Annotated in this window: 17 protein-coding genes and 1 riboswitch; of the genes, 6 read left to right on the top strand and 11 right to left on the bottom strand. The window is 67.6% G+C overall.

All coding sequences use genetic code 11. The features are described from left to right. Nucleotides 1–69 precede the first annotated feature (69 nt). Nucleotides 70–1974, top strand: a complete 1905-nt coding sequence (locus ABH915_RS20355) for a DEAD/DEAH box helicase (RefSeq protein WP_370124738.1) — start codon at nt 70–72, stop codon at nt 1972–1974. Nucleotides 1975–2096: 122 nt separating this feature from the next. On the opposite strand, the gene ABH915_RS20350 is transcribed toward ABH915_RS20355, so the two are convergent. The 6 genes from ABH915_RS20350 to ABH915_RS20325 form a co-directional block, all read right to left on the bottom strand. Next, nucleotides 2097–2747, bottom strand: coding sequence for an MBL fold metallo-hydrolase (locus ABH915_RS20350; protein WP_370124736.1), 651 nt, complete (start codon nt 2745–2747; stop codon nt 2097–2099). Nucleotides 2748–2768: 21 nt separating this feature from the next. Continuing rightward, complete coding sequence (locus tag ABH915_RS20345; protein WP_370124734.1) at nt 2769–3779, bottom strand: aldo/keto reductase; 1011 nt, start codon at nt 3777–3779, stop codon at nt 2769–2771. A 96-nt stretch (nt 3780–3875) separates the two neighbouring features. After that, nucleotides 3876–4280: a multidrug efflux SMR transporter gene (locus tag ABH915_RS20340; protein ID WP_370125051.1), complete on the bottom strand. Its 405-nt coding sequence runs from the start codon at nt 4278–4280 to the stop codon at nt 3876–3878. A 2-nt stretch (nt 4281–4282) separates the two neighbouring features. Next, nucleotides 4283–4606 (bottom strand): multidrug efflux SMR transporter, encoded by a 324-nt coding sequence (locus ABH915_RS20335; RefSeq protein ID WP_370124732.1) that lies wholly within the window; start codon nt 4604–4606, stop codon nt 4283–4285. A gap of 9 nt (nt 4607–4615) precedes the next feature. Beyond that, nucleotides 4616–4682: riboswitch (guanidine-III (ykkC-III) riboswitch) on the bottom strand. Nucleotides 4683–4705: 23 nt separating this feature from the next. Further along, nucleotides 4706–5464 carry a cache domain-containing protein gene (locus ABH915_RS20330; protein WP_370124730.1) on the bottom strand — a complete coding sequence of 253 codons (759 nt, stop codon included), beginning with the start codon at nt 5462–5464 and terminating at the stop codon, nt 4706–4708. A 96-nt stretch (nt 5465–5560) separates the two neighbouring features. Beyond that, nucleotides 5561–6301 (bottom strand): FadR/GntR family transcriptional regulator, encoded by a 741-nt coding sequence (locus ABH915_RS20325; RefSeq protein ID WP_370124728.1) that lies wholly within the window; start codon nt 6299–6301, stop codon nt 5561–5563. Between the two features lie 233 nt (nt 6302–6534). Here ABH915_RS20325 and ABH915_RS20320 point away from each other — a divergent pair, with 233 nt between their 5' ends. From ABH915_RS20320 to ABH915_RS20305, 4 genes are all read left to right on the top strand, one after another. Further along, the gene (locus tag ABH915_RS20320; protein ID WP_370124726.1) at nt 6535–7608 is read left to right on the top strand and encodes an ABC transporter ATP-binding protein; all 1074 of its coding nucleotides are present in this window, start codon (nt 6535–6537) and stop codon (nt 7606–7608) included. An 89-nt stretch (nt 7609–7697) separates the two neighbouring features. Beyond that, on the top strand, nt 7698–8882 hold the full coding sequence (locus ABH915_RS20315; RefSeq protein WP_370124724.1) for an ABC transporter substrate-binding protein: 1185 nt from the start codon (nt 7698–7700) through the stop codon (nt 8880–8882). Between the two features lie 68 nt (nt 8883–8950). Beyond that, nucleotides 8951–9880, top strand: coding sequence for an ABC transporter permease (locus tag ABH915_RS20310; protein WP_370124722.1), 930 nt, complete (start codon nt 8951–8953; stop codon nt 9878–9880). Between the two features lie 13 nt (nt 9881–9893). Further along, entirely contained in the window at nt 9894–10721 is an 828-nt protein-coding gene (locus ABH915_RS20305; RefSeq protein ID WP_026538144.1) for an ABC transporter permease, read from the top strand. On the opposite strand, the gene ABH915_RS20300 is transcribed toward ABH915_RS20305, so the two are convergent. Further along, complete coding sequence (locus ABH915_RS20300) at nt 10718–11383, bottom strand: HutD family protein (RefSeq protein WP_370124720.1); 666 nt, start codon at nt 11381–11383, stop codon at nt 10718–10720. The genes ABH915_RS20305 and ABH915_RS20300 overlap by 4 nt on opposite strands. A gap of 178 nt (nt 11384–11561) precedes the next feature. On the opposite strand from ABH915_RS20300, the gene ABH915_RS20295 reads away from it, so the two are divergent. Next, entirely contained in the window at nt 11562–12164 is a 603-nt protein-coding gene (locus tag ABH915_RS20295) for a phosphoribosylanthranilate isomerase (RefSeq protein WP_370124718.1), read from the top strand. 31 nt (nt 12165–12195) lie between these two features. Here the strand turns inward: ABH915_RS20295 and ABH915_RS20290 are convergent, their stop codons facing one another. The 4 genes from ABH915_RS20290 to ABH915_RS20275 all read right to left on the bottom strand — a co-directional run bounded on the left by ABH915_RS20290 (nt 12196) and on the right by ABH915_RS20275 (nt 15425). Continuing rightward, a complete protein-coding gene (locus tag ABH915_RS20290; protein ID WP_231494312.1) occupies nt 12196–12900 on the bottom strand; it encodes a LamG domain-containing protein in 705 nt (234 codons plus the stop codon). Nucleotides 12901–12998: 98 nt separating this feature from the next. After that, on the bottom strand, nt 12999–13178 hold the full coding sequence (locus ABH915_RS20285; RefSeq protein WP_026538140.1) for a hypothetical protein: 180 nt from the start codon (nt 13176–13178) through the stop codon (nt 12999–13001). Next, nucleotides 13175–13552 (bottom strand): hypothetical protein, encoded by a 378-nt coding sequence (locus tag ABH915_RS20280; RefSeq protein WP_018774129.1) that lies wholly within the window; start codon nt 13550–13552, stop codon nt 13175–13177. Before ABH915_RS20280 ends, ABH915_RS20285 begins: the two co-directional genes overlap by 4 nt. Further along, nucleotides 13542–15425 carry a hypothetical protein gene (locus tag ABH915_RS20275; RefSeq protein WP_026538139.1) on the bottom strand — a complete coding sequence of 628 codons (1884 nt, stop codon included), beginning with the start codon at nt 15423–15425 and terminating at the stop codon, nt 13542–13544. The genes ABH915_RS20280 and ABH915_RS20275 overlap by 11 nt, the downstream gene beginning before the upstream one ends. Between the last annotated feature and the right edge of the window lie 6 nt (nt 15426–15431).

Genomic DNA, 15431 nt, shown 5'->3' with positions numbered 1-15431 from the left:
GAACCCTTGAGCCAACCGGCATCGGGGGCCGATATCCGCACGGATACCGCCTGAAAGACTTTGAAACACATGACTACATTTGCTGCCCTCGGCACGCCCAAAGCACTTGCCGACACCCTGACCGCACAGGGGATCGTGGAGCCTTTCCCGATCCAGGTCAAGACCCTCCCCGACACGCTGTCCGGACGCGACGTCCTGGGCCGCGGCCGCACCGGCTCCGGCAAGACCATCGCATTCGCCATCCCGCTGGTGGCACGACTCGCCGAGCGGGAAGCCAAGCACTTCCGCAAGCCCGGCCGCCCGATGGGCCTGGTCCTGGCTCCCACCCGCGAGCTGGCCACGCAGATCAACGCGACCATCGAACCGATGGCCAAGGCCATGGGCCTGACCACCACCGTGATCTACGGCGGCATCTCCCAGGCCCGCCAGGAAAAGGCCCTCCGCGCCGGCGTCGACATCGTCATCGCCTGCCCCGGCCGCCTGGAGGACCTGATCCGCCAGCGCATCCTGACCCTCGAAGCAGTCGAGATCACCGTCCTGGACGAGGCCGACCACATGGCCGACCTTGGCTTCCTCCCGGTGGTCAAGAAGCTCATGGACATGACCCCCACCCAGGGCCAGCGCCTGCTGTTCTCCGCCACCTTGGACAACGGCGTGGACAAGATCGTCCAGCGCTACCTGTCCAACCCGCTGACCCACTCCGTGGACGACCCGCAGGCCGCGGTGACCACCATGGAACACCACGTGCTGGTGGTCAACGACCAGACCGTCAAGAAGCAGCTGATCGTCGAGCTCGCCTCCGGCGCCGGCCGCCGCGTGCTCTTCATGCGCACCAAGCACCACGCCCGCAAGCTGGCCAAGACCCTGACCGACGCCGGCATCCCCGCCGTCGATCTGCACGGCAACCTCTCGCAGAACGCCCGTGACCGCAACCTGGCCGAGTTCTCCTCCGGCGATGTCCGCGTCCTGGTGGCCACCGACGTCGCGGCCCGCGGCGTCCACGTCGACGACGTCGAACTGGTCATCCACGTGGATCCGCCCACGGAGCACAAGGCGTACCTGCACCGCTCAGGCCGTACGGCCCGCGCCGGTTCCGACGGCACCGTGGTCACGCTGACCCTGCCCGAGCAGCAGTCCGACGTCAAGAAGCTGATGAAGGCGGCCGGCGTCGAGGTCAACTTCGAGCGCGTCACCGCCAACTCCCCGCTGGTTGCTGAACTGGTCGGCGAAATGGCCGACAAGATCGATCCGCGTACCCGGGCCGCCCTGCTGGCAGCCAAGGCCGCGCAGCACGGTGGCGGCAACTCCACCGGTGCCAACGCCGAGCGCAAGCGCGCCCGCCGCACCACCCAGGCTGCACCCACCGCGGGTGGCCGTGGTGGCCGTGGCGGACGTGGACGGGTCTCTGCTGAGGCGCCGCGGACCGACCTGCCGCGCGCCGAGCGCCGCGCCGTCGCCTACGAAGGCAAGGCTGCGGCCCGCAACGCCGCCGACCGTGTCGCCGAGCAGAACCAGGACCGCGCCGATGCCGAGCGCGCCGAGCGCCGGAATGCGCGTGGCCGCGGCCGCACCACCGCCTATGCGCACCACAACGATGTTCCGGCCGCCGGCGGCCGTGCCGCGGCCGGCCGCGGATCGGACGGACGCGCCGCAGACGGACGCAGCGATGCCCGGGGCGCTTCGGCTCCCCGCAGCGGAGCACCCCGCACGGGTGGCGCTCCCCGCACCGGCGCTTCGGCCGGCGGCCAGCGCAGCGGACGTCCGGCAACCGGCCAGCGTGCAGCTGCCGGCGCCAAGTCTGCCGGCAGCAAATCCGGAGGCAGCGCTGCTGTCTGGTCCTCCAACACCGGCGGCACTTCGGGTGGATCCTACGCCGGCGGCGGCAACGGCCGTTCCGGTGAAGGACGTCCGGCCCGCGGCGCCGGCCCGCGCCGCGCGTCGGCTCCGGCCTCGAACGAACGCCGCAGCCGCTAGGGTTCCGGTTATCAGCTACGCAAAATAGCTGACGCTACGCAAACGGACGGCCGCTACGGGAATCCCCGTAGCGGCCGTCCGAAAGCGTTGCGGTTGTCCAAAAACGCCGCGAAAAACTGAACCTACCAGCCGCGGGCGCGCCACTCGTCCAGGTGCGGGCGTTCCGCACCGAGGGTCGTGGGCTGGCCGTGGCCCGGGTGCACCACCGTGTCATCCGGATACACGTCGAACAGCCGCTCGCTGACATCGGTGATCAGCTGGGCAAACCGCGCCGGATCCTTCTGCGTGTTGCCTACCCCGCCGGGGAACAGCGAATCGCCGGAAAAGATGTGGGCCGGCCCCTCGGGGTCCTGGTACACAAGGGCGATCGAACCCGGTGTGTGGCCGCGCAGGTGCACAGCCGTCACGTCGAAGCCGTCGAAGTTGCCGACGTCCCCGTGATCCAGCAGTACATCCACCGGCACCGGCAGCTCCGGGGCATCCTCTGTCCCGGCCGCCGTCTTCACACCGGTGGCTTCCACCAGGCCCGGCAGCGCCCGGACATGGTCCCAGTGCTGGTGGGTGGTGGCAACCAGCGCCAGCTTCGGCGTCGCGGAAGTATCCGCGGCAGCGTCCGCGAGCAGCCCCTGGATGGCGGCCAGATCATCGGCCGCATCGATCAGGAGCTGCGCGCCGGAGGCCTTGGCCGTGAGCAGGTAAACATTGTTGTCCATCTCGCCGACCGAAATCCGGCGGATGGTGATGTCACGTAAAGAGTGAATGAGCGAGTCCATGGGCTTCAGTCTACGGAGCCGCTATTCACGGCCCTGGGACACCCAGTTGGGGTCTGCGGAGCGGGAGCCGACGACGGCGTCCGCGGCGGCGTCGAGCTTCTTCAGTTGCGCGGCGGTGAAGTCGAGGGCCAGGGCGCCCAGGTTTTCGTCGATCCGGTCCGCCTTGCGCGTGCCGGGAATGGGGACCACGGGCAGCCCCAGCTTGCGGCCCTGCTCGAGCAGCCAGGCCAGCGCCACCTGGGCGGGAGTTGCAGCCTGCCCGGCGACGCTCAGTTCCGCAGCGACCGCCTGCACGGCCGCCACCACACCCTGGTTGGCGCTGGCAGCGTCCGCGGCAAAACGCGGGATGTTGCGGCGGAAGTCGTTGCTGCCCAGCGTCGAGGCGTCCACGGTGCCGGTGAGGAATCCCCGGCCCAGCGGCGAATACGGCACAAAGCCCACCCCGAGTTCGGCGGCGGCGGGCACCACGTTGCGTTCCACATCGCGGCTCCAGATGGACCATTCGCTCTGGACCGCGGCGATCGGGTGGATGCGGCTGGCTTCGCGCAGCTCCTCGGCCGTCACCTCTGACAGGCCCAGATGCCGCACCTTGCCGGCCTGTACCAGCCCCGCCATGGCCTCCACGGTTTCCACAATCGGAACGCGGAGGTCACGGCGGTGCAGGTAGTACAGGTCAATGGTGTCGGTGCCCAGCCGTTGCAGGCTGCGGTCCACCGCCTGCCGCACGTAGGCTGCGTCGCCGCGGATGTCCGTGTAGCCGGCCGACGGTGTGCCCACGAGGCCGAACTTGGTGGCCAGCTGGACTTCGCCGCGGCGTTCCCTGAGCAGCCGCGCAATCAGCTCCTCGTTGCTGCCCCCGCCGTAGATGTCCGCCGTGTCGATGAAGCTGACGCCGGCGTCCACCGCGTGATGCAGGGTCCGCAGGGCTTCGGCCGGGTCCACCTCGCCGTAGACAGGGGTCAGGGCCATGCCGCCGAACCCCAGGGGGCTGACCGTGAGGCCGTCGCCGAGCTGGACTGTTGCTGCCGTCATCTGGGTCTCCATTCACACACTAAGTGGTTCCGTAGGACTTCCGTCCCTGCCAAGAACCCCGGATGGCGCGCAGCTATTCCGCCCCCCTGTACCGCCCTAAACGTGGGGAGTTTCCGCGGGGGAGGCCGGCTGGACGGCGTGCGTTGCCGGTTGCTCTGAGTCCGCCGTTGGCGGGAGGAGCTTCAGGCCTGCCGCGCAGCCGACGATTCCGGCGATGAACAGCAGCTTGAGCGGACTGGCCGGTTCGACGCCGGTGGCCATCGCCCAGCCGACCGTCAGTGCGGCGCCGATCCCCACCCAGACGGCGTAGGCGGTGCCGAGCGGAATGCGTTTCACGGCCAGGCCGAGCCCCACCATGCTGAGGGTGGCCGTCACAGCGAACACGAGGGTCGGCAGCGGGCGGGAGAACCCGTCGGACAGGCCCAGTGCCGTGGCCCAAACCGCCTCGAGCACAGCGGACGCGAGCAGGATGAGCCATGACATTGCCGCTGATTTCATCATGGTCACGCCACCAGCTTCAGGCCGACGACGCTCGCGGCAATCCCGCCAAGAAGCAGGATCCGTGCCGCGGTCGGGCGCTCAACTTTGGCGGCAATCGCGTAGCCGGACGTCAGGACGACGCCGACCCCCACCCACACGGCGTACGCCGTTCCGGTAGGGATGGACTGCATGGCGACGGCCAGGCCGCCGGTACTGGCGAGAACGGAAACGAGGAAGAGGAGGGCCGGGACCAGCCGGCGGCGGCCCCTGGCCTGGGCGGTCCGGTGCAGGGCCGCGGCCCAGACGGCCTCCAGCGCCCCGGAAAGAACGAGTATTAGCCACGACATGACAGCTCCTGTGGCCAGTCTTGTCGCGTGCCGGGTACTGAACCGTCGTCCGGAGGCCCGGAAGAGGGGGCCCTGGCCTCCAATTCTAGCAAATCCGCGTCAGCGCCCGACGGCGTCGCTCCAGAGAATGAACGTGCGCCCCACGGGGTAATGCGCGCACGGCTCGTTCGGTGCCGTAAGGTCGCCGGCGTCGATATCGGCCGCCGCCGACACCACGGCCCGGCCGTCGGCATTGGCCAGGGTGGCCCGGCCGCCGATCCGCCGCAGGGCCGCCATGGCTCCGCGTTCCAGACGCTGAACTGTGACGTCGATGCCCACGATTCCCGCGACCGGGCCGTCCGGGCGGGTGAACACCGGGTGGGTGAAGGTCAGGACGTACTCGTCGGTGCAGAGGAAATCCACGTAGGGCCCGGTGACGTGGGCCCGGCCCGTTTCCACGGGGATCCGGAACCACTCGGCCTTGACGTAGCGGCTGATGGAGTTGGGACTGAAGTTGGCCAGCGCGTCGACGTGTTCCAGGTCCGGACCCTGCCACCAGGCGATATAGCTGCGCTCGGGGCCGAGCAGCCCGGCGTTGGCGATGAACCCTGCGCCGGCCGCGTAGCCGCCGGGCAGCTGCACCAGTTCCTCGACCACCGGACGGATGAGTTTGTCCACGGCAGTGCCCATGACTTTGCCGGACAGGGCGGCCAGCGCGGCCCCGGCGTCAGCGGCCCACGCCGTCAGGCGGTGCTCGATGGCAGCGATGGTGGCGTCGAGTTCGGCGGCGGCCAGCTCGGCAGCCTTCTCGACTGGGCCGGGTTCGGCCGGCGCTGCCACGGACGCTGCGGGGCCAGTGGTGGAGGCGGTATCGGACATCGTTGCTGCCTTAGCTCGAAGGTGCCGGACATTTGCGGTCCAAGGTGGGCGGTCAGGATCGTGGTTCTGTGATGTGGGGGGCGGTCGCGGGTGCGGTCAATAGCTTTTGGCCTGCTCGGTCAGCAGCCAGTCGGTGGTTGCGGAGATGAGGGCCTTGACCCCCGTTTCGGCGGCCCCTGGATCGTGGGCCTCGATGGCGGCTGCCACGTCCCCGAGGATCACGGCGGTGCGCCCGCGGTAGCCGGGGTCGGCGCAGGGCAGCAGCGTGAGGGTGCCGAGATCTGCCTGCAGCCGGATGAGCTCCCGGGCGAGCCGGGCGGAGCGGGCAATGGCCGCGACTTCCAGCAGGAACTCTGAGAGGGCAAGGCGCCAGCTGAGGGAGTCGTCGTCCGCTGCGGGGATGAACGAACGCAACGTGGCGACGTCTGCGGCGTCGGAACGGCGTGCCGCCACCCCCGCGCAGGCCGCGGCGATCGCCTGGTAATGCAGCGCGAGGTCCCTGATCTGCAGCCGGCTCAGCTCATGCAGTTGCGCCAGGGCCCGTTCCCGGGAGGGCAGCACGTCGTCGGCGATGAAGCTTCCGCCGCTGCGGCCGCGCGCGGTCCGGATAATTCCCGAGGCGCGCAGCTGGGAAAGGGCCTCCCGCGCGGTTACCGCGGACACTCCGAGGGCTGCGGCCAGCTCGGTTTCGTTCGGCAGCCGCTGGCCGCTGGTCAGCAGTCCCGTCTCCACCGCCTGTTCGATCCGGGCGCACACTTCATCCACAAGCCCGCGTGATTTGATCGGCGTGAACACGGCCGCGAGGCTCCGGGAGGCGCCCTTGGGCGTCAACAGCATCAGGGCCTCCCTTCCCTCCGGCGGTACCCGCCCCGGCCGCGCATCCCTGCAGCTTCCGCGGCGCCGCCCCGCGTCGCCCAGGGCTGATGACATCCTAATCCGGGCTTTGCCGGAGGGTCTATACACAAAACCTATGGAGTAATAGCATTTGGGCCAGCAGTCGAGTGTGGACTGGATCACATTCCGCTGCGTGGCTCCTGTGGACGATCCGGCAACGGAGTAAGGCGCACCCCATGACCGAAACACTGGCCGCCGGCACCTCGACCGGAAGCGAAGCGGTTCCGGCGATCCGCCTGCGCAAGCTCACCAAGGTCTTCGGGGACACCGTCGCGGTAAATGGCGTGGACCTGGACATCCGCCACGGGGAATTCTTCTCCATGCTTGGCCCGTCCGGCTCCGGCAAGACCACGGTCCTGCGCCTCATCGCCGGCTTCGAGCTGCCGACGTCCGGAAGTATCGAACTCGAGGGCAAGGACGTCACGGCCATGGCGCCGTTCCAGCGGGACGTCAACACCGTGTTTCAGGACTACGCGCTGTTCCCGCACATGTCCCTCGTGGACAACGTCGCCTACGGGCTGCGGGTGCGCGGCATGCCCGGGAAACAGCGGCGGGAGCGGGCCCGGGAGGCCTTGGACCGGGTCCAGCTCGGGAAGTTCCTCGGCCGCAAACCCGCCCAGCTCTCCGGCGGCCAGCGGCAGCGGGTTGCCCTGGCCCGGGCGCTCGTGGTCGAGCCCAAGGTCCTCCTGCTGGACGAACCGCTCGGCGCCCTCGACCTCAAACTCCGGCAGCAGATGCAGGTCGAGCTCAAGGAGCTGCAGCGCTCGCTGGGTATCACCTTCATCTTCGTCACCCACGACCAGGAGGAGGCACTGACCATGAGCGACAGGATCGGCGTGTTCAACAACGGCGGCATCGAACAGATCGGTACCGCGCACGAAATCTACGAGCGCCCCGGGGGAGTCTTCGTGGCCAACTTCGTCGGCACCTCCAATATTTTCGACGCCGGCCAGGCCCAGGCGATCTATGGCCGGCCGGATCCCCTGTGCATCCGTCCCGAGCGGCTGCGCGTCGCCTGGACCGGCGAGCCGGAGCGCCGTTCCGGCACCACCTCGCGGCCCGGGACGGTGACGTCGTTCGTCTACGTCGGGCACGCCACCCAGGTGCGGGTGCAGCTCGACGGCGGACCCGCCGTCGTCGCGCTCGTTCCGGAAAAGCTGCCCGGCAGCGACGCCGATCTGGTGAACGGGCCCGTCACTGTCAGCTGGGACGACGACGCCGTCGTTTGGCTTCCGGCACCCGGCACCTGACGCCGGGCCAGGCCGGGCGGGGTTCCCCTCCGTGCCTTGGCGCAGCGTCCCCAGTCCAGAGTTTTTCTCCACAGCGAAAGGTACGGATCATGGCACCAAGAACAAAGGCCTCCCTCGTGGTCGGGGTGGTTGCGGCCGCAGCCCTCGCGCTGTCGGCCTGCGGAACCAGCGGCGGATCGGGTTCACAGTCGGCGCAGCCGGTCAAGACCGAGATCGGCACCGGTGAAGGCCAGGTGTCCATCCTCGGATGGCCCGGCTACGTCGAGGACGGCAGCAACGACCCGGCCGTCGACTGGGTGCACCCGTTCGAACAAGAGACCCAGTGCAAGGTCAGCTTCAAGCCGTTCGGCACCTCGGACGAGGCCGTGACACTCATGCGCACCGGACAGTACGACGTCGTCTCGGCCTCCGGGGACGCGTCGCTGCGCCTGATCGCCGGCCAGGACGTGCAACCGGTCAACATGAGCCTGCTGAAGAACTACCCGGACATCTACCCGTTCCTGAAGGACAAAGCCTGGAACACCGTCAACGGCGTCAACTACGGAATGCCCCACGGCTGGGGCGCCAACCTGCTGATGTACTCCACCGACAAGGTCACCCCGGCGCCCGCCTCCTGGAGCGCGGTGTTTGACGACGCCGCCAAGCACACCGGCAAGGTCACGGCCTACGATTCGCCCATCTACATCGCCGATGCCGCCATGTACCTCATGGCCCATAAGCCGGACCTGGGCATCAAGAACCCCTATGCCCTCGACAAGGACCAGCTGGCCGCGGCCGTCGACCTGCTCAAGCAGCAGCGCGCGCACATCGGCGAGTACTGGAGCGACGTCGTCAAGGAAGTCCAGGCCTTTACGTCCGGGAGCACCGTGGTCGGCACCACCTGGCAGGTGGGGGCCAACATCGCGACGACCGATGGCGCCAAGGTCGCGACCCTCGTCCCTGAAGAGGGTGCCACCGGCTGGTCGGACACCTGGATGATCGGCTCCAAGACCAAGAACACGAACTGCGCCTACAAGTGGCTCGATTACATCGCCAGCCCCAAGGCGAACGCCCAGGTGGCGGAGTACTTTGGTGAATCCCCGGCCAACGCGAAGTCCTGCGAGCTGACCAAGGATCCCAAGCACTGCGAGACGTACCACTCAGGCGATGCGGCCTACGCCGACCAGATCTGGTTCTGGACCACGCCGGTGGCCGAGTGCCTCGACGGCCGCAAGGACGTCAAGTGCACCGACTATTCGGAATGGACCAAGGCCTGGACGGAGATCAAGGGCTGATTCCGGCTCCGCCGCACCAAGCCCGCAAGAACAAGCCGGCCCCGGCGGCCGGCAGAGATTAAGGCGAGATGGCACTTCATACGCAACAGCTGCCGCCCGGCCCGCCCCGTGATGCCGGGGCTGTGCCCCGGGCGAAAACCAACGCCTTCTCGGCGTTGCTGCACCGCTCACCCCGGCTGAGGCTGGCAGCGCTGCTCACCGCCCCGGCGGGCTGGCTGGTGCTTGTCTACATCGCCGCCCTGGCGGCACTGCTGATCACCGCATTCTGGACCGTGGATACCTTCACCGGGGAGGTATCCACGGTCTGGACCACGGAAAACATTGTCACGGTCCTGACCGATCCGGTGTATCAGCGGATCACTTTGCGGACATTGTGGATCGCCGTGGCGGTCACCGTAATTGACATGATCCTGGCCCTGCCCATCGCGTTCTTCATCGCCAAGGTCGCTCCCGCCCGCTGGGAGAAGCTGCTCGTGGTGGCCGTGCTGATGCCGCTGTGGGCAAGCTACCTGGTCAAGGCCTACGCCTGGCGGAATGTCCTGTCCGAGGGTGGCCTGCTGGAGTGGCTGGGGGCGCCGATCGGCCTGTCCTCGCCGGGCTACGGCGAGACCGCCGTCATCCTGACCCTGTCCTACATCTGGCTGCCGTACATGATCCTGCCGATCTATGCGGGCTTTGACCGGGTGCCCGACTCCCTGCTGGAGGCCTCCGGGGACCTGGGTGCGAAGCCGCTGACCACCATGCGCCTTGTCATGCTACCGCTGCTGGTCCCCTCCATCATCGCGGGCACGATCTTCACGTTCTCCCTGTCCCTTGGCGACTACATCACTGCGCAGATCGTCGGCGGGACCACCCAGATGCTGGGCACCGTGATTTACGCCAACGTCGGAGCGGCCAACAACCTGCCGTTCGCCGCCGCGGTATCGCTGGTGCCGATCGCCATCATCATGTTCTACCTCTTCGTCGTCCGCCGCACCGGCGCCCTGAACAACCTGTAGTGCGGGGAGCATCATGAGACTTTCCCGCAGCGCCAAGGTGGTCCTGGGCATCATCACGGCGCTGGTGCTGCTCTTCATCTACACGCCACTGCTGCTGGTGGTGGTGAACTCGTTCAACGCGGACCGGACTTTCGGCTGGCCGCCGAAGGGCTTCACGCTGGACTGGTGGGTCAAGGCCTTTGACTCGCCCGGTGTTCGGGAGGCCGTCGTGTCCTCCCTGTGGGTGGCAGTCGTATCGACCATCATCTCGCTGGTGCTGGGGACGCTCCTGGCGATCTCATTGCAGCGCTATGACTTCTTCGGCCGCGACGTGATCAACCTCCTGGTCATCTTGCCCATCGCGTTGCCCGGGGTTGTCACGGGCATCGCGCTGAACAATATGTTCACCACCATCCTGGGCGTCCCGCTGAGCCTGTGGACGGTGGTGATCGCCCACGCGACCTTCTGCATGGTGACAGTGTTCAATAACGCCATTGCACGGCTCCGCCGCACCAGTGCAGGCCTCGAGGAAGCCTCTGCCGACCTCGGCGCCGGTGTCTTCACCACTTTCGGCCTGGTGACGTTCCCGCAGCTGCGCTCGGCCCTGCTGGCCGGCGGCCTGCTGGCCTTCGCGCTGAGCTTCGACGAGATCATCGTCACCACGTTCACGATCGGGGCCGGGGAGACCACGCTGCCGATCTGGATCCTGCAGAACCTCTTCCGTCCGAACCAGGCACCCGTAGTCAATGTCGTTGCGGTCGTGCTGATCGTGGTCTCGATCGTACCTATCTGGCTCGCGCAGCGACTGTCCGGGGACTCGGTGCGTGTCAGCGGCGCCCGCGTGAAGGCGGACGGGCGCTAAACGGTGCCGGGTTCCGCAGGGTCGATCGAGATGACAGCCAGGAATCCGCGGCCCACGATTTCCGGCGTCCCGGTATCAGAGCCGACGACGGCGTCGTAACGGTTCAGCTCGACGCGCTCCGGCTCCGGGGCGACGGCGGCCGGCGGCTCGGTGGGAGGGCCGCCGGCAGTCCCGGGGCTGACGGTCCCCTGCCCCTGCAGGAGGATGCCGAATTGGCCTGCGAACACCGGATGGGCGCGCTTCTTGGACAGCTCGATGATGGAGGTGTAGCCCTTGAAGGCGCCGTTGCGGGTGATGACGTTCAGGTCCCGGATGTCGCCGGTGGGCAGTGCCCCCGCCGAGTCCGCGTCGCCGGAGAACCGGAACGGCCGGTACTTCTCCAGCGGGTGCTCGGCCCCGTCCACGCTCAGGAGCAGCAAGTCGCCGTCAATCACGGTCAGTACGCGGTCCATCCCGGCGTAGGCGGAGAAGGGGCCGGCTTTGGAGACTTCGGCTATGCTGACGCGCCAGTCCCAGGCGTTGTCATGCCCTGTATCTCGCGGGGCGGTCTGCAGGGCGGTTTCCACGGACCGGGTCCGTGGGTGGCGCGCCACTTCGCGGGTCACCCCGCCGCCGTTGCGCCAGGGGTGGGCTTTGAGCTCGGCGTAGCGGATGATCTCCATGGCCTCAGCCTATCGGCCCGTCCCGGAACGCCGGGCTTCCCGGGCCCCTGCGGGGATGCGCACGCTCGTGTCGGCGCCGACGGGGATGCGCACGTTCTTGCCGGCGCCGACGCAAAGTCGGCGGCGGAGGCCCGGCCTTGCTAACGTCGGAGGCAGGAAGCACGCAGAAGGAGCCCGAATGTTTGTCAAAGTGTGCGGCCTGAGCACCCCGGATGCGGTCAGCATCGCGGCCGGCGCCGGCGCGGACGCCGTCGGCTTCGTCCTGACCCGCAGCCCCCGGGAGGTCACGCCGGAACAGGTCAGGAACCTCCTTGGCCACGTCCCGAGCGGGTTGCCCGCGGTGGGGGTGTTCCGGCACGAACCGGCCGCCGACGCCGTCGCCGTCGCCCGTGCGGCGGGCCTGGTCTGGGTCCAGCTGCACGGCGACCGCTCACCCGCCGACGTCCGGACAGTGCACGACGCCGGGATGAAGCTGATCAGGGCCGTCACCATGGCCTCCACCGCGGAAGCCTTCGATGACTGGGGCGAGGAGTTGCTCCTGATTGACGCCGCTGTGCCAGGTTCCGGCGAGGCCTGGGACTACGGTTCGGTACGGGCCAAATCTCTTGCCGGGCGCAAGTGGCTGCTCGCCGGCGGTCTGGACCCGGCCAACGTTGCCCGGGCAGCGGCGGAGGCCGGGGCGTGGGGCGTCGATGTGTCCTCCGGCGTCGAGTCGGCGCGCGGCATCAAGGACTTGGTCAAGATCGGGAATTTCGTGCGGGCGGCCAAGGCGCCTGAATGAGGCTGGGCCGCCCGCGGACCATCAGAGGTCGCTACGAGCGTTTGATGACGACGTCATCGATGTATTCGTCGCCCTTTTGCCGGTTGTGCTCGGCCCCGAGCTGAACTTTGCTCAGGCTGGTCCCGAGCATTTTGACGCTCGTGCTGCTGTATCGCTGCACGCCGTCGAACCATACCTGGATTGTGGACGTGTTGCCGTTGGCGGTCACCCGCATGGACACGTGGTGCCAGTCGCCCAGCGTGATGCTGCCGGAGATCAGCTTCGTATAGACAAAGGTGCCGCTCGGTGACGTGACCCGGAGCCACAGCTGCCCGTTGCTGTTGTAGCGGTAGATGTCCGCGACGCGGGTGGAGCCGGAGAAGAACCGGAAGTACGGCACATCGTTGCCGGACACGCCGGCCACGGTGATCTTGAACCAGCCGTCAGCGTAGGAGGTCTTGGTTCCCGAGGGGAACGCCGGTGAGGACAGGTTGGCGAGCGAACCGGAATCCGTGGTCACATGCAGCTTGGCTGACCGGAGACCGGTGTGTTTCAGCGAGGTGGTAATCGTTGCGGTGCCGGTACCGGACACTTTGGGGATGAGGCCGCAAAAGCCGCCCGCTTCAAAACTGGTGGCGAGCACAACGGTGCCGGGATAGGAGTTGGTCGGTGCGGGGCTGCAGGTTGCGGCGGTTGCGGCCTGGGCCGGACCGAAGACAAGGGAACCGGCTACGAGCATTCCGAGCGTGCCAACCATGCTGAGTGTTCTAAGTTTTCTCATTGAAGATACTTTCCGTGATTGGTTCGACTTATTGATGCCCGCCCGGTGCTGCGGCACCGGGCGGGCGATTTCTGTCATGCCAGCTGCGCCAGATGCACCAATTGCATGACCACCGCGACACCGACTATGGCCAGCAGGGCTGCGGTGGTGATCACCACGGCGCGCGGGAGTGCCTTGTCCGGCTGCAACACGCGGAGCACATCGCAGCTCACGAGGGCCGTCATGGTGGCCAGTCCCGTCAGGAAGATGATCATTTTGCGTGCACCAGGACCCGCTTTGGCCTCTTGAGCTCAAGGCCCAGGAAGACGAGGGTCAGGGCCGACAGCAGGCATACGGCCGCCGGCGGTGACCAGAGACGTGCATAGATCATCGCCGTCGCCACGAGCGTGGACATCGCGAGGCTGAAGGCGATTGCGATGGCGATGCTGAGGGGAAGCGCTCCAGTGGCCTGGGCTGAGCGCGGGGGGTCGAAGCGGAGGAGCAGCACCAGCGCTGTTCCGGGTCCGGCCAGCATCAGCAGCCCTATCACCGCCAGGCGCAGGCCCTCAGGGCCGACAAACGAGAGCGGTATGGCTGCTACGGCGACGGCTGCCGTCGCATAGCTCACGTAGCTGCGTTCAGTTGCCATTACTAACTCCTTCGATGTGAAAAATCACGCCGCCTGCGTTTTCAAAAACCTTCGTCCAGCCAGGACTCGTGGCGCATGTGGCGGTAAAACGTTGAAGGTCGCCGGTGGGAGTCGAACCGCGAAGTTCGGCTGCCTCCTGCTGGCTTTCGGTAACGATGAGGTACGCGCCCGCTTTGTGGGCGATCTGGTTGGCCGCGTCACAGCTGAGCGGCGCGGCGTTGGGAATGGGCTCGGCAGCAACGAGCGCCCGGTAGTCGTAGTCCGCGTAGTGCTGGTATCTCCACGGGGTGTTGCGAACTGCCTCAATGAGGACGGCACCGGTGGGCGCAGTCGCATACAGGCGGTTCACTAAGGCGATTTCGTCGTCGTTGAAGCTTTCCATGCCGTCATTTCCGTAGCGGGAGACGACAGTGGCTGTAGCCAGTACCGCGCCCATCAGCAGCAGCGCAAGGGCTCGGCGCAGGCTCAGTCCGGCGGCACTGTCTGACATCAGTGGCAGCACCGCCAGGCAGACGGCGAACGGAAGGCTGAAGAGATACAGGCGCAGGAGCAGTTCACCGCCATAGGGCTGGAGGGGAACGAGGACCAGCGGCGCCAGCGCCGCAGCAGCGGCCGCGAGCCAGGGTGCCTTCCGCCGGTAGCCGACTATGGCGCCGGCAACGGCGAGCACCCAGACCAGGGCGACCTCGGCCATGCGGGTGTAGACCACGAACATGTGGGCGTCGCTTCCCGAGACCCTGGTGCTCAGTGCGCCGAGGCTGTTCGCGCCGATGTCACCGAGCGAGCCGAGCAGCTGGCCGAAGTGCCCCTCCAGGAAGGTGGAAGCCGCAAAGAGCAGCCAGCCGACGGGCAGGACCACGGCCAGGACCGGCAGGAAGCGCAGCCGGAGACGTCCGGTCAGCAGGAGCGCGGCCAGGATGGGGATCACGGCGAAGGGGCTGAGCTGATGTGAAGTCGTCATGGCAAGCAGGATCAGCGCGCAGACCACCACGAGAATCGCGGTGTCGGCCCGCTGCGGTTCCGCGGCGCCATACCGCGGGACCGAGCTGTCGAGTTTGCTGACGTTGCGGGCAAGCCACCGGGAGAACCTGGTGCGCTCCGTGGGCCAGGCCCAACCGCCGAAGACGCTGAGCAGGCACGCAACCAGTGTGAGCAGGAGGAAGAACGAATACGCCTGCGGTGACAGGTAGTCCTGTCCAATCCAGCTGGCCAGGTAGAAGATCCAGACAGCCGCCCACGCCTGGCGCGGATTTGCCGTCAACCGCCGGGCGAGGGCAAGCAGTGGTGCGAGCAGGAGGATGTTGATCCCCACCGGCGCCCAGGTTGCGATGCCGAAAAGGTCCTTGGCGCCCGTCGCCCCGGAGAGCGTTCCCAGCACGTTGAAGAATCCTGGCCAATTGAAGTAGGCGTCCAGGGTCGGATCCAGCTGGCCCGATTGGCTGATGGTGTCGGCAATGCCCAGATGCCGGAAGCTGGCCTCGAGCCGGGGCAGGCCATGGATGATGGAGTCAGCGCCATGGAGGAGAACCACTGTGACCAGGAGCTGCCAGGTCAGAAGAGCCGGAACCAGGCGGCGGAGGCTGAGCGAGGCGACAAATCCGGCGAGGCTGAGCGCGAGGGCAACGAAATAGGCAGGCGGGAGGGCGTCAATCAGCCCGGTCCCGCCGATCTGAAAGGGATTGACCTGGTTCATGCTCCACACGCCGAGGGCGAGCGCGGCCGCGGCGGCGGCTGCCAGGGCACCGATGTGCCACGCCGGCGTGAGCCCGAGGTTGCGGTGGGTGGGCGGCTTGGCACCGCCTAGGTGCGCATGCGCCTCATGCCGGTGGGCGGTGCGCACCGGGAGGCTCGTTGTCGATTCGTGTGTCATCATTTCTCG

The sequence above is a fragment of the Arthrobacter sp. MW3 TE3886 genome (assembly GCF_041262145.1).
Classification (GTDB): Bacteria; Actinomycetota; Actinomycetes; order Actinomycetales; family Micrococcaceae; genus Arthrobacter.
Note: the sequence above shows the minus strand (reverse complement) of the source record. Positions and strands in the feature narration are given on the sequence as shown.

What these genes read in the sequence shown, in the direction of transcription:
- ABH915_RS20300 (WP_370124720.1), bottom strand. Translation starts at nt 11,383, where the DNA reads ATGGAGATCATCCGCTACGCCGAGCTCAAAGCCCACCCCTGGCGCAAC.
- ABH915_RS20330 (WP_370124730.1), bottom strand. Translation starts at nt 5,464, where the DNA reads ATGTCCGATACCGCCTCCACCACTGGCCCCGCAGCGTCCGTGGCAGCG.
- ABH915_RS20350 (WP_370124736.1), bottom strand. Translation starts at nt 2,747, where the DNA reads ATGGACTCGCTCATTCACTCTTTACGTGACATCACCATCCGCCGGATT.
- ABH915_RS20310 (WP_370124722.1), top strand. Translation starts at nt 8,951, where the DNA reads ATGGCACTTCATACGCAACAGCTGCCGCCCGGCCCGCCCCGTGATGCC.
- ABH915_RS20290 (WP_231494312.1), bottom strand. Translation starts at nt 12,900, where the DNA reads ATGGTTGGCACGCTCGGAATGCTCGTAGCCGGTTCCCTTGTCTTCGGT.
- ABH915_RS20325 (WP_370124728.1), bottom strand. Translation starts at nt 6,301, where the DNA reads ATGCTGTTGACGCCCAAGGGCGCCTCCCGGAGCCTCGCGGCCGTGTTC.
- ABH915_RS20315 (WP_370124724.1), top strand. Translation starts at nt 7,698, where the DNA reads ATGGCACCAAGAACAAAGGCCTCCCTCGTGGTCGGGGTGGTTGCGGCC.
- ABH915_RS20335 (WP_370124732.1), bottom strand. Translation starts at nt 4,606, where the DNA reads ATGTCGTGGCTAATACTCGTTCTTTCCGGGGCGCTGGAGGCCGTCTGG.
- ABH915_RS20355 (WP_370124738.1), top strand. Translation starts at nt 70, where the DNA reads ATGACTACATTTGCTGCCCTCGGCACGCCCAAAGCACTTGCCGACACC.
- ABH915_RS20280 (WP_018774129.1), bottom strand. Translation starts at nt 13,552, where the DNA reads ATGGCAACTGAACGCAGCTACGTGAGCTATGCGACGGCAGCCGTCGCC.
- ABH915_RS20275 (WP_026538139.1), bottom strand. Translation starts at nt 15,425, where the DNA reads ATGATGACACACGAATCGACAACGAGCCTCCCGGTGCGCACCGCCCAC.
- ABH915_RS20345 (WP_370124734.1), bottom strand. Translation starts at nt 3,779, where the DNA reads ATGACGGCAGCAACAGTCCAGCTCGGCGACGGCCTCACGGTCAGCCCC.
- ABH915_RS20295 (WP_370124718.1), top strand. Translation starts at nt 11,562, where the DNA reads ATGTTTGTCAAAGTGTGCGGCCTGAGCACCCCGGATGCGGTCAGCATC.
- ABH915_RS20305 (WP_026538144.1), top strand. Translation starts at nt 9,894, where the DNA reads ATGAGACTTTCCCGCAGCGCCAAGGTGGTCCTGGGCATCATCACGGCG.
- ABH915_RS20320 (WP_370124726.1), top strand. Translation starts at nt 6,535, where the DNA reads ATGACCGAAACACTGGCCGCCGGCACCTCGACCGGAAGCGAAGCGGTT.
- ABH915_RS20340 (WP_370125051.1), bottom strand. Translation starts at nt 4,280, where the DNA reads ATGATGAAATCAGCGGCAATGTCATGGCTCATCCTGCTCGCGTCCGCT.
- ABH915_RS20285 (WP_026538140.1), bottom strand. Translation starts at nt 13,178, where the DNA reads ATGATCATCTTCCTGACGGGACTGGCCACCATGACGGCCCTCGTGAGC.